Below are 12,813 nucleotides of genomic sequence, written 5' to 3' on the forward strand. Positions count from 1 at the left end.
TGTCAACTTGGTGCCCATCAGTGAAACTGAGAGTATGCGATCGCAAAATCCCAACCAAGAGCCATTAGGAACACCGATTTTACAAAAGCTCAAAGTGTTTAGTTGATTTTTAAAAGTTTAAAGTTAAAAGTTTAAACCTTTCCTTCTTATCTTAATTGCGCTCTCCTAGAGTTTCCCAAACACCTGCCTCACCAAGGGTGATTGGAGTCTGGGTTTGTGTCTGGGAAAAATTTGAGATAGACATAAACGGCACTAAGCCCATCACCAAGGAGCACAAAACTATCAGCATAGTCATCCTGACTGGATGCTGCCAGTGTGTAGTTACAACATGAGACTGGGTTGTGCTGCTAAGCTCTTGCATGCTCATGACTAAAACCTCAGAATAGATGTGTACGAATATAGGGATAGTTCACTGTTGTCTTTGAGGATGCAGTGCATTGTTCCTATTCATGCCAAGTTGCAGGGACAGTCGGCAACTTGGTATTTTTTTATGCACTAAAATCCTTTACATTTTGAATCATACAAAAATTTTTGGAAAAAGTAGCTAGATTTACCAAATAAAAACACAAAAAGTAACATTAGTTACTGAATTTAATTAATTTTTGTGAAATACAGTAAGTTATGAGGTTTTTAGGCATAGACCTTGGCTGGACTTCTGGAGCAACTGGTCTTTGTTGCTTAGATTGGTTTGACGGCACCCTAAACCTGCTAGATTTAGACCGGAAACAGTCAATAACAGATATCCTGAACTGGATAGACCATTGGTCACCATCTCCAGAACCCGCCATGGTAGCAGTAGACGCTCCTACCCTGATTCCCAACCCTACAGGAATGCGTCTACCGGATAGACTGACCCATAAATACTTTGGTCGCTATCATGCTGGGTGCTATCCCGCCAACCTTCAACGCCCCTTCGCCCAGCGCACTGTAGAATTTGGTCTGAGCCTAGAACAAAGGCAATTTATCCATGCCCCAACTATCACTCCGCAAAAACTAGGGCGCTACCAAATCGAAGTCTTCCCCCATCCCGCCATCGTTGAGCTATTCAACCTCAATCGCATTCTCAAATACAAAAAAGGGAAACTAAGGGAAAGACATGCTGAACTAATCAAACTTCGGCAATATATTCTCGATACCCTACCCACCCTTACCCCTGCTCTCAACTCCCTCTCATCCTCGCCCCTGACTTCTAGTCTTTGCAGTTCGTTTTTCCCCCACATCCCCACTACCGGCAAAGCCCTCAAAGCTGCTGAAGACCAGCTTGATAGTATCATCTGCGCTTATGTAGCAGCCTACTGGTGGTATTGGGGAACTGAATCTAATTGGGTATTAGGAGATGTAACAACTGGGTATATTATTACCCCCTGTCGAAACGGAAAAGACTGATCAACTCTCAAGGCACGCACTATGGCAAAATAGTAATCGTCGAGAAAAATCAACCATAACAATAAAGTAATCCCAGTGAGTCCTACTGCCCAAGCGCCCAAGACTACTCGCCGCCTAGTGTTTCCTTTCACCGCCATTGTCGGTCAGGAAGAAATGAAACTGGCATTGCTCCTAAATGTGATCGATCCCAAGATTGGGGGAGTAATGATCATGGGCGATCGCGGCACAGGCAAATCTACTACTATTCGTGCCTTAGCTGATTTATTACCAGAAATCGATGTAGTTGCTGAAGACCCTTTCAACAGTGACCCTCAGGAACCTGACTGGATGGGCAATGGTAATGGAGCAGCTGCATCTAGGACAACGGTCAAGAAAAAAGTTCCCATGATAGATTTACCCTTAGGGGCAACCGAAGACCGGGTTTGTGGCACCATCGATATAGAAAAAGCATTATCTGAAGGGGTTAAAGCGTTTGAACCAGGACTTCTGGCTAAAGCTAATCGAGGCATCCTCTATGTCGATGAGGTTAATCTGCTAGATGACCACCTGGTGGATGTACTCCTAGACTCCGCTGCTAGTGGTTGGAATACTGTAGAACGGGAAGGCATATCCATTCGCCACCCTGCTCGCTTTGTATTAGTAGGTTCTGGTAACCCAGAAGAAGGAGAATTACGACCCCAGTTACTAGACCGCTTTGGGATGCACGCGGAAATCCGTACAGTCAAAGAACCAGTGCTGCGAGTCAAAATTGTGGAAGAACGGGGAGAGTTTGATCAAAATCCCAACCAATATATTGAACAGCACCAAACTGAGCAAGAAGCGTTACAGAAACAGATAGTAATGGCTCAAGAGCGACTTGCTGAAGTAGAAATGGACTACGACTTTCGGGTGAATATTTCAGAAGTTTGCTCAGAACTGGATGTGGATGGACTCAGGGGTGATATTGTAACTAATCGTGCGGCTAAGGCTCTGGCTGCATTTGAAGGACGAACTGAAGTTACAGTGGATGATATCCGCCGGGTGATTACCTTATGTTTACGGCACCGCTTGCGTAAAGACCCCCTGGAGTCGATTGATTCAGGATATAAGGTGCTGAAATCTTTTAACCGTGTTTTTGGGGTTGAAGCAGGTGAAGAAGATTGAGTTACTGTAGCGCTACCCTTTTTAAAATAATTTTTCTTTCTCGCATAAATAGTTAACTCAAGGCTGATAACTAATAGAGAGCAATCCTAATTAGCAATCCTAATTCCCATTAAATAGGATTGCAGTTACCTATTGCTGTCACAAATATTGACTATTGCGACAGCTAGATTTTTTAGCCATCTGCTGTCAATTGTGCTCATTGTGATCGTAAGTATTCAGCGTTTAGCGTTTAGCTTTCAGCTACTCCTAGTCAGGATAATCCTAAATACTTACGTTTGCTTTTATCCGTGAGGTAACTATGAAAGGAATAGCGAGTAGCTTTAGCTGGTTGCTAGCGACACTACACTTCACCGGAACTATCAGTGCTGTTTCGGTGCAAGCACAAGTCAGTAGACCAATGTCTAACCACACTGGCTCCAATGCTCTTACTCAAACTATTGCTCAATCACCAGCTGTTAATCCCCCCAACTTTGGACAAGCCCTGGATAATAACCAAGTAGTAAAAGCAGTACCTTTAATTGAACAAACTTGGGAAAAACAATATCAGCACCACCTCGACATCAATTTTCCTGAGCAATCCATCACTGTAAAAGAAATTGCTAATACTCTTGGCAAAATCACCAATCAAACTGGTCAAAAGCCTGGTCTTATCTACATGCTTCCGCGATCGCACCAACTAGAACTGGTATTAATTACACCAGAAGGTAAGCCCATTCACAAGCGTGTCTCCGCAGCCAATAAGCAAGCTCTGTTGAGTCTAGTGCAAGAGTTTATCCAAACTATTACTCATCCTATGCGTAGACACACTAAAGATTATCTACCAGTAGCTCAGCAACTCTATCAGTGGATGATTGAGCCAGTGGAACCATACCTTAAAACTCAAGGTATCGATAATCTAATTTTTTGCCTAGGTGGAGGGTTACGTCACCTGCCCTTTGCTGCTTTACATGATGGCCAAGAGTTTCTGGTTCAGAAGTATAGCTTAGCACTTATTCCGGCCTTCAAATTAACAGATACTGTCTATAGTGATCTGAAAAATTCCCAAGTTTTGGCTATGGGAGCATCAGAATTTAATGATCACAATCCCTTACCTGCTGTGCCGGTAGAGTTATCTGTTATCACCCAATATCCCTGGCAAGGAAAATCTTTCCTCAATAAAGATTTTACCCTAACTAATCTACAGTGGCAACTGGGATATCATAAGAATTTTCAAATCCTGCACCTGGCAACTCATTCAGACTTCCAGGCGGGAAAACCAAGCAAGTCTTATATTCAGTTTTGGAATAGTAAACTTACTTTAGATACATTCGCTCAATTACGTTGGCACTCACCAGCGGTAGAATTATTGGTGCTGAGTGCTTGTCAAACTGCCATCGGGGATAAAGAGGCTGAGTTAGGCTTTGCGGGATTAGCGGTTCGCGCCAATGTCAAGTCAGCAGTAGCTAGTTTGTGGTCTGTCAGCGATGGTGGAACCCTAGTGCTGATGAATGAATTTTACCAGTCTCTTAAAACTGTACCAATTAAGGCTGAAGCGTTGCGACAAGCTCAGATTGGGATGTTGAAACAAAAGGTAAGTTTGGCTAGTGTTACTGATCGACCAAATGTATCGTTACCTCCAGAACTAGCATCTCTGAACTATGAAGATTTATCCCATCCCTATTATTGGGCGGCTTTTACTGTAGTTGGTAATCCTTGGTAATAGCTTGCTGTTAGATCAGCTATCAGCTATCAGCTATCAGCTATCAGTTATCAGCTATCAGCTATCAGCTATCAGCTATCAGTTATCAGCCATCAGCCTATGCGCTACGCGCACGCTACGCGAACAGCCATCAGCCTATGCGCTACGCGCACGCTACGCGAACAGCTATCAGCTATCAGCTGACCACTGACTGCTGACTGCTGATAGCTGATGGCTATTACAACCAATTCCCTACCATGATATAAGCAGCCCAGTAATAAGGGTGTTCATAGTTTGGGTTTTGTAAAATTGATTTTTGGGCGCGATTGAGGGCTTCAGCTTTTGAGATTGATTTGTCAGTAAGTTCCTGGTAAAATCGATTCATTAACGCCGCTGTGGCTTCATCATTAACTGCCCAAATAGTAGCGAGGGTACTACGTGCTCCTGCTTCTATAGCTACACCAGCTATACCCAGAGCCGCTCTCTTGTCCCCAGTTGCTGTTTCGCATGCACTCAGCACGAGTAATTCGATCGGAGTGGGTTGGCGTAGGTCTGTTGTTTGTAATAAATCCTTCAACTCAGTAACATTTATCTTACTATCCCAGGTCAGAATGAACGTCTTCTCAGCTTTAGAGCTAAATTCACCATGGGAGGCAATGTGTACTACTGGAAAAGGAGCTGCTTCAACAGAATTTTCAAAGTTGGTTTCAGTAAAGTCCTGATTGAGGAGGATTTCACTAGGAACTTGAGCCTTAATTTTCTCTAGCTCTACTTCTACAAATGGCAAAGGATTATATCCCTGACGGGATTCAGATAACCCAGCCGTTAGCACTCTGATATCTTCCCTTGCTAAGCGCTGGGGATTCATTAAATCTAGTCCAGGGGTTAGCGCTATACTATACTTTTCGACTAAATACTGCTCACCGTCGTGAAGTGCTGCCATGGGAATATTGCGCAAAGCTCCATCAAGCACAAATACTAGGGTGTCTACTTGAGAGTTAGCTAAATCCTCTTCAATCGGTCGGATTATCCAATTGTATACCTGCTGCGACATTGGTAAAAATTTCCGTCGATGAAGCTGGGGTAGGAAGTGATGCAGTTCTTCCAGAGTAGATTCAATTTGGTCTTGGGGAAGCGCTGTTCTATAGTGACGCAGTTTTTGTTGGGGTAAGCGGATAATAATATCCACGCTTTCTGGCAGTATGATAGGATAAATTAATGCTGCTTTCGTATCAGCTTGATCGATGACTTGATCAATGACTACAGGAGTAGCATTTAAGCAGGCTGAGCGAAAATAGTTATCTAGTTCAGCTAACTGTAGTGACTCAATGATCTCACGCGCTTTTTCCAAGTTCTCGGGATTAGAATTTCTGCTGTCTGATTGGAGCAGTAATTGCACGAATTCTCGATAGACTGGCTCTACACTTTCTCGAAAGGTAAACCTTACCTGTTGGTTAACAGCTACTAGGTCACTCCGTATAGACTTGAGAGTATTAACTGCTTCGGTGTAAGCTGCGATCGCATTTTCCTCTTCCCCAAGCCCTGTCGAAATACGTCCCAGTTGCCATTGCCAGCGATAGCTAATATCCGGAGCATTGACTTCCTGAGCTAGCTTTAAGGCTTGTTGAGTCAGGTCTTGAGACTCTGGCAACTGCTGATTCTCCTCATACAGTTGACCTAGAGTACCAATAGCATAAGCTTCAGCTCGCTTATCTCCCAATGTTTTAGCCTGTTGTGCCGCAGTAGCTAGGATTTTAGCAATTTCATAAGAAGGCTGAACGGCAATTTTAACCGAAGGCTGAAGTCTCTTGGCTAAAGTCTGAACATATCCTTCATCCTTGATACTTCTAACTTCATCCTTCATTAGGCTTTGAGCAAAATTAATCCTCACATAGATACTGCGGCGGCTCAGAGGTAAGGATTCCAGTTGGGGCAGGATTTGAGGGATTAGTGCTTGTGCTTCCTTTATCCTTTTAGTATCAATCAATAAGCTCAGTTGATTTAATTGGGCTTCAAGCTTAGTGATTGGATCTAATGACTCATCGAATGCTTGTTGATAGTAGTCAAATGCTTGTTGATAGTAGTCAATAGCCTCGTCTAATTCTTGCTGAGCCCGCGCTGTATCCCCTGAGCTAAGCTGAGCCTGCCCTGTATCCCCTGAGCTAAGCTGAGCCCGGGCTGTATTCCCTAAACTAAATAGTGTAGCGCTAATCTCTTGAGACGATGATAAGTTTCGGGCAATCTGTAAGCTTTTTTCTAAGGTTTTCCGGGATTGGCTCAGCTGTCCTACTAATTGACGCATATTCCCAAGCGATCGCAACAAGACCGCTTTATTCAAAGAGTCAGGTTGAGCAATTAACGATTCCTCGACCTGATTGAGTAGATTCAACGCCCGCTTATACAGTCCTAAGTCTTGTAGGGCTTGCGCTATATTAATCCGACTGCGAATCTGACCAGCTTCATCCCCTAATTCACTATAAGTTAGCGCAGCTTGCTCCCAACTTTCCATTGCTGCTTGTGCGTCTGATGAACCAAGCTCAATACTTCCTTTGATCATTAGGGATTGCGCCAGCACTTGTAAGTATGCTGTAGACTTATCACTCGGTTTTATATAGCGCAATAGTTTTTCACTATTAGCGATCGCATTCTTGGCTTGAGTCCATAATCCCAGTTGCTGATAAGCCAACGAGAGATTACTCAACACCATCGCTTCTGATAGCTGATCTCCCTGATTTTGATTACTCTCAAGAGCTTGTTCTAAAACATCTACTGCTTCGGCGAATCTACCTGAATCGTAGAGACCTTGCCCCTGTTTAAGTAAGGTGGAAAGTTTAAGCTGATCAGGTTGAACGTTATCAGGTTTAAGGTTATTTGGTTGAAGGTTATTTGGTTGAAGGTTATTTGGTTGAAGGTTATTTGGTTGAAGGTTATTTGGTTGTTCGCGTAGGGTGGCCTTTTGGCCAAGATTAGCAGCTTTAAGGTTATTAGGTTTTAGGTTATTAGGTTTAAGAGCAATATCCCCTTCAACCTTCAACCCTTCAACCTTTAACCTTCCAACCTTCAACCTTCCAACCTTCAACCCTTGGCCAGAAGGCCACGCTTCGCGAACAACTTTCAACCCTTGGCCAGAAGGCCACGCTTCGCGAACAACCTTCAACCTTTCAACTTTCAACGTTTGTGGGACTTTCGCTAAAACCGGAGGGACTAAATTGCACAGTAATGCTGTTAACAGAGCGATCAGAGGCAACCTTATCCACCTCCTTATCCTCAACCCTAAGGATTTTCGATTTGCTCTAGCTATGTCACTATAATGTGTTGTTAGTTCAGCTATCAACCTAAGAGGTCTTTTTAGATTGTCCCACAAAACTCCAGATATCTTTCCCTTCCTGGGAGGGGTTAGGGGTGGGTGCCTCTTGCCTTTTGCCTCTTGCCTTTTGCCTCTTGCCAAAATAAGTGTATTTACAACCGAGAGCAAAACGGTATATATCCTTTTTTTGACCATTGTCTTTTTTTCCGATTACTGCATCTGATAACTATGATCATAAGCGCTATATTAATAGCAATTTTTAATTGTTAATTTTTAATTGTTAATTTTTATTTCTTTGATCAAAATGGTCTAAAAATCACCGAAAAATAGAAGCCATCTTCCTGTAAGGTTCTATCCCTAGTGTCAACAGGCACTAACTGCAAGCCCCAGCCGACATTAGCCTCTAGGAAATTTCCTTGCTGCCATCGCAAACCGAGACCAAGGGATGCGATCGTATTATCATCAATATCATTTTCATCTTCTTTATTCCAGCCAGTACCAAAATCAAGAAAAGGAGTCAACTGCACCAGAGTTCCGCTATCAGGATTCTGAATAATTGGCAGACGCAGCTCCGCAGAAATAAATGCACCATTGTCCGATAGAATCAGATCCTGGCGATAGCCCCGCACACTCTCTAAACCGCCAATCCCTATCTGTTCTAATGGTACCAAGCTTCGGTCTGCTAGTTGCACATCCCCTCGGATTAATAAGATAGTGTTTGGTGCCAGTAGCCTTACCCATTGGCCTTGACCACGCCAAGCGAAGAAATTGCTATCTGGTTCACCCCTACCGCTATTAATAGTAGTATCTCCTGAACTAATCCCGATACTGAACTGGGAACGAGCTGCTAAAACTTGTTGCTCACTGCGCTTAGTCCACTCTTGGAATAACCGGATGGCATTAATCCGGGTACGGCCTTCATCATCAGCTCCTGCTGATAAAGGAAAGGGGGTATCTAAGATGGATGTTTCGCTTTCCTGGCGTGAGCCTATTATACCAATAGCTACTTCTTCAGTAGGAGTTTGGAATACAGGCTGGCGAAGGGTTATTTCATAAAAGCGTGATTCTGAGTCAATATCTATATCATCAAAAGGAGGCTCAATTACTTCACTAGAGGTTGTCCCATAGGCGAGGCGCAGGGTACCATTACGGGGATTAATCGGTAGGGTGTAGCTAACATCAAAGGTATCACTACCATCAGTGTTGGTGTAGTTGAATTCTAAGGCATCTCCCAATCCCAGTAAATTGCCTTCTCGAATTTTGGGACGACGCCGAAAGCTTCCTACACTCGGAGAGCGTCCATTATCTAATGTTATTTGGGTGCTAAAGGTATCCGCTTCAGTTACTGTTACTTCTAGCAAACTCTCCCCAGGCTCAACACCCGCCGACAGTTCAGCTGAGATGTTGGCAATTAAAGGGTCAAGTCGCAGCATTTGTAAGGCTTGTAGTAAGTGCCTTACATTCAGAGGCTTCTTGGTAGCGATCGCAAGACGGCTTTTGATGTAATTAGAATTAAGCCGACTCAGACCCTTGACAATAATATCTTCTAATTCCCCTTCGATAATCTCAATGGTTACTATCCCATCTTCAAGTTGCTGAGGTGGGATATAGGCTCCAGAGTTAACGTATCCTTCATCATCATATAACTTGGTAATCTCAGACCTGATTTTAAATAATGTTGGGAAGGAGATGGGTTGATTGAGGAAACGATCGGTAATTTCCGCTAATTTTTCCTGGCTGAATACCGTTGAGCCAATAATATTAAACCGTTTAATGAAAATTTGTTTTGGAATGTCCTCCAGAATTTCATCCGGTAGATCAGGGCTAGGAGCAGATGGGTCAAGAAGTTCGTCCACAGGAGGAAGTTTCTGGGGAGGTTGGGGTTCTGGCGCTGGTTCCAGAGAGGGGGGTCTATCCGGCAGCCGATCCTCCGGCAGCTCTATACCCGGAGGTAGGTTTGGAGGTAGGGCTTGACTAATTTTTGCTGGGGCTGGAGGACTGAGGAGTGGGTTAATCCCCATGGTGTTGAAATTTCTTACAGTGTCGCTCCCTAAAACCTGATTATCCCCTTTGTTCAAGTTCTCTGGAATTAGCACTGGCTCCTGTGGTAATGAATCCTTTACGAAAATTAGACTCTGATCATTAACAGCAGCTCCAGCTTCTAACGGTTTTAAAATTAGGCTACTGACAACTGCTAATGCACCCAAGGTTAACAAAGATGAACTCCTGACTACCGCAACAAATCTAAACATTACTTACCATATCGTAAATGTTTTTAGTAGGTAATAACTATGATTAGCTTTCCTGGTGCTAGAGTGACAAATAAAACGAACAGTAGTCAAGAGTAAGAGAAGAAATTGACAATTAATGTAATATATCTGTAGATCTATCAGTATATCTAGGGATAACTTTTGCGTCCGCTGAATTTAACAAGTAAGTATATCTACGAATCATCTAGGGATAACTTTTGCGTCCGCTACTCTGAGTGAAGCATTTCTACTGTTTGATTTGAACAGTTTGCCAACAACATTAAACCAACTATACCAATGCTAAATGAATTGTGAGAATTTTTGTTCCCTTTTCCCTACTCCCTACTCCCTACTCCCTGTTCCCTTTGGTATACAGTAAACTTGACCGCAGTTGTCTACTTGCCAAATTTAAACCTACCCGTTCCTGTAGCCTGGCCTAAAGACCAAGAGAACGCCGAAGGCCAACACATATGAAGCTCCACCACCTGGCAAGCCGTTCGCGTAGCGTCGGGCTTCGCCCGAGGTGGTGGTGTCTTATGCTAACCTTGAACTACCGCTAGTCCACAGGTCACACAAGCAAGCCCAGCTTCTAGGCGGTCGTCCAGATCTTTTGCTGGAACGACCCTCGTTGCTATTTCTACGAACGAGTTTAAAAACACCTCTAGCACCGATATTGTAAGCTCCATTTAGATCAGCATTAAAGCACTTACCTGAGGCGAAGGTCGCTAGAGAGTATTTTTTTGAGTTTCTCTTTACTGTGCCAGAACCATCATAAGCAAGTTTCGAGGTATAAGCCGCTACGATTTCTACTACCTTGCCTCCTAATTCCGACCATTTCATTTCGGTGAAATTACGAATCTTAGCTTTTAGCCATCCATGGAATTTTTGTCGAAGGTTAGACCGTTTCTTTCCGCCTTTTGGCTTCCAGTCTTTAAGATTCTCAAACACGATGGCTAAGGCCGTAGGCCACGCTACGCGAACAGAGTTGAACTGCTTAGCAACCTCAACAATTCGCTTAGAGACAATGTGGCCTATCTGATGATTGATTCTTCGGCATTTTTCATAGGTTTTAGAACAGAATCCTTTGTGAAGTTTTCCGCCTTTACCCATGGTTTTGGACGCCCGCGTAGATACGGATTTCAGTCTTTTGTCTCGGCGGTCTATGTCTCTTCCGGGGTGAACGAATTCACGATGGATTACAGTGCCGCTATGAGTTACAACTGCTATCGTGGCTGTTGTGTTGATTCCCAAATCAACTGCTGTAACATTGGCCTCCGGTTTTCTTTTTTCTGGCTTGCAGGCAAATGGAACTGACAGGTAACACCCCCTGTTGTTAATCACTAGTGAAGGAGACATCATTTTATTGGACGTTACCAAGTGACGCTCTCTTAACCCAGTAATTTTAACGTCAGTCCAAACCCAATCAGAGCCGTTAAAGACCTTTATTTCTACCTTGTTAAATTCATGTAGTTTATAGCATTGCCCCTTGTAAAGAGAGGGATAACAACCGGTATTTGCATTTAATCTTGGAGGCTTAGCATCTTTCCTTTTTCTGCTTCCTGATTGCCAATCGTAATAACGAGTAACAAAACTGCTAACCTGACCAGCGGAGAATGCGATTCGGCGTAGCCGACGCTTCGCGAACGCAGCACGACGTAGATAGCTAGGAAATTTATAAAAGGCTTTATTGAATTGAGGGTATTTGATACTAGGACGTTTAGCTGTTTGATGCATTAACTTTTCGACAGCCGGAGTTAGTTGATCTGCCGTCAGTTCTCCCAGTTTAGACCAGTGAGTGTAAATAATACCAACTAAAAACTGACAAGCGTGGCGATATACCTTAACCGTTTTCCCTAGCAGCTCCTTTTGATCTGGGGTTGGGTTGAGTCGCCACTTATCAGTTCTTATAATTTTATTTGGCGTTTTCACTGGCTCAACAAAATCTTTTATAGTTAATATCTTAGCTTACAAAATACAAGACGACAATCGCTTATTAGTGTCCATTTTTTTGCAATTGTTATTGTCGCTCCTTAACCCCCACCTGAACGAGGTGGGGGAATGCGTCGCGTTTTTGTTCAAGCAGCTTCCATCTGGGATGCCACAAGCTAATACCCATCCTGCAATTAACTAAACACTTTAGTGAGAATTTCGACAGAAGGGTCAACTTCTAGCCACACCGTAGCTCCACAATCCTTGGGAGAATTGGGTTGATAGACTAACCGAGATGGACCCTTGATTTCTACATAATGACCGTAGGTGTTGCGGTTGCCTTGTTTGACAGTGAGCACAGGATTGTAGGTGTCGTACTTTTTATTTTGTTTAATGACGTTCTGGTTGACGTGGATGTAACTCGCCACCTTCTGGAAACCTCTTCTCCAGGTTCCCTTGGGTCCACGGCGACCAGGACTGACCCTAGGCAAGCCGTTAAATAGGGGAATTTGCCAAAATCTGCCAACTTTTTGAGCGCCCTTAATTCTGCCATTTTTGAGAAGTTGCCGAACTCGTTGGACGCAAATCCCTAGAAGAAAAGCTGCTTGGGTAGTTCCGACGATCTTCGCTTGTTGGTTCATTTGTTGGTTCATCTTTTGTTCCCCTTTACTATCGCGCTAACCTTATATTTAAGCTAACACATTAATTTCAGGTTGTGTTATTTTTTTACAAAACTTTACTATTTATATAGCGCTAGTTTTTATACATGCTAAGGGATGTTTGGGTTGATTAAGTGATGAGCTTAAAATAGCGCTATACTTTAGCCAAATTTATCTAGCGCTAATTTTTTATGAGCTTTAAGGGATGTTTGGGTTGATTAAGTGATGAGCTTAAAATAGCGCTATACTTTAGCCAAATTTATCTAGCGCTAATTTTTTTTACCCGATTCCCGATTCCCGACTCCCGATTCCCGACTCCCGACTCCCGACTCCCGATTCCCGACTCCAGACTCCCGATTCCCGATTCCCCACTCCCGACTCCCGACTCCCGACTCCCGATTCCCGACTCCCCACTCCCGACTCCCCACTCCCGACTCCCCACTCCCGACCCCCGCGTACAAG

General features: G+C 43.6%; 11 protein-coding genes. 5 read left to right on the top strand and 6 right to left on the bottom strand.

The window, feature by feature from the left end; genetic code table 11:
- Window positions 1–151: 151 nt before the first annotated feature.
- Window positions 152–367 carry a hypothetical protein gene (locus tag F6K46_RS34010; protein ID WP_293059684.1) on the bottom strand — a complete coding sequence of 72 codons (216 nt, stop codon included), beginning with the start codon at window positions 365–367 and terminating at the stop codon, window positions 152–154.
- A 254-nt stretch (window positions 368–621) separates the two neighbouring features.
- Here F6K46_RS34010 and F6K46_RS34015 point away from each other — a divergent pair, with 254 nt between their 5' ends.
- From F6K46_RS34015 to F6K46_RS34030, 4 genes are all read left to right on the top strand, one after another.
- On the top strand, window positions 622–1,386 hold the full coding sequence (locus F6K46_RS34015) for a DUF429 domain-containing protein (RefSeq protein WP_293059687.1): 765 nt from the start codon (window positions 622–624) through the stop codon (window positions 1,384–1,386).
- A gap of 75 nt (window positions 1,387–1,461) precedes the next feature.
- Window positions 1,462–2,529, top strand: coding sequence for a magnesium chelatase ATPase subunit I (bchI, locus tag F6K46_RS34020; protein WP_293059690.1), 1,068 nt, complete (start codon window positions 1,462–1,464; stop codon window positions 2,527–2,529).
- A gap of 298 nt (window positions 2,530–2,827) precedes the next feature.
- Window positions 2,828–4,228, top strand: coding sequence for a CHAT domain-containing protein (locus F6K46_RS34025; RefSeq protein ID WP_293059693.1), 1,401 nt, complete (start codon window positions 2,828–2,830; stop codon window positions 4,226–4,228).
- A gap of 4 nt (window positions 4,229–4,232) precedes the next feature.
- Entirely contained in the window at window positions 4,233–4,418 is a 186-nt protein-coding gene (locus F6K46_RS34030) for a hypothetical protein (protein ID WP_293059696.1), read from the top strand.
- 27 nt (window positions 4,419–4,445) lie between these two features.
- On the opposite strand, the gene F6K46_RS34035 is transcribed toward F6K46_RS34030, so the two are convergent.
- Window positions 4,446–7,454: a CHAT domain-containing protein gene (locus tag F6K46_RS34035; protein ID WP_293059699.1), complete on the bottom strand. Its 3,009-nt coding sequence runs from the start codon at window positions 7,452–7,454 to the stop codon at window positions 4,446–4,448.
- A 359-nt stretch (window positions 7,455–7,813) separates the two neighbouring features.
- Window positions 7,814–9,766 (bottom strand): ShlB/FhaC/HecB family hemolysin secretion/activation protein, encoded by a 1,953-nt coding sequence (locus tag F6K46_RS34040; protein ID WP_293059702.1) that lies wholly within the window; start codon window positions 9,764–9,766, stop codon window positions 7,814–7,816.
- Between the two features lie 308 nt (window positions 9,767–10,074).
- Here F6K46_RS34040 and F6K46_RS34045 point away from each other — a divergent pair, with 308 nt between their 5' ends.
- A complete protein-coding gene (locus tag F6K46_RS34045; protein ID WP_269086980.1) occupies window positions 10,075–10,203 on the top strand; it encodes a hypothetical protein in 129 nt (42 codons plus the stop codon).
- A 94-nt stretch (window positions 10,204–10,297) separates the two neighbouring features.
- Here F6K46_RS34045 and F6K46_RS34050 read toward each other — a convergent pair whose 3' ends face one another.
- From F6K46_RS34050 to F6K46_RS34060, 3 genes are all read right to left on the bottom strand, one after another.
- Window positions 10,298–11,692, bottom strand: coding sequence for a transposase (locus F6K46_RS34050; RefSeq protein ID WP_293059706.1), 1,395 nt, complete (start codon window positions 11,690–11,692; stop codon window positions 10,298–10,300).
- Between the two features lie 194 nt (window positions 11,693–11,886).
- Window positions 11,887–12,345, bottom strand: coding sequence for a helix-turn-helix domain-containing protein (locus tag F6K46_RS34055; RefSeq protein WP_229415266.1), 459 nt, complete (start codon window positions 12,343–12,345; stop codon window positions 11,887–11,889).
- A gap of 285 nt (window positions 12,346–12,630) precedes the next feature.
- Window positions 12,631–12,813: hypothetical protein (locus tag F6K46_RS34060; RefSeq protein ID WP_293117823.1), on the bottom strand; the 183-nt coding region annotated here is incomplete at its 5' end.

It is taken from the genome of Moorena sp. SIO3E8, assembly GCF_010692445.1.
GTDB classification, from domain to species: Bacteria; Cyanobacteriota; Cyanobacteriia; order Cyanobacteriales; family Coleofasciculaceae; genus Moorena; species Moorena bouillonii.

What these genes read in the sequence shown, in the direction of transcription:
- F6K46_RS34010 (WP_293059684.1), bottom strand. Translation starts at nt 367, where the DNA reads ATGAGCATGCAAGAGCTTAGCAGCACAACCCAGTCTCATGTTGTAACT.
- F6K46_RS34015 (WP_293059687.1), top strand. Translation starts at nt 622, where the DNA reads ATGAGGTTTTTAGGCATAGACCTTGGCTGGACTTCTGGAGCAACTGGT.
- F6K46_RS34025 (WP_293059693.1), top strand. Translation starts at nt 2,828, where the DNA reads ATGAAAGGAATAGCGAGTAGCTTTAGCTGGTTGCTAGCGACACTACAC.
- F6K46_RS34040 (WP_293059702.1), bottom strand. Translation starts at nt 9,766, where the DNA reads ATGTTTAGATTTGTTGCGGTAGTCAGGAGTTCATCTTTGTTAACCTTG.
- F6K46_RS34055 (WP_229415266.1), bottom strand. Translation starts at nt 12,345, where the DNA reads ATGAACCAACAAATGAACCAACAAGCGAAGATCGTCGGAACTACCCAA.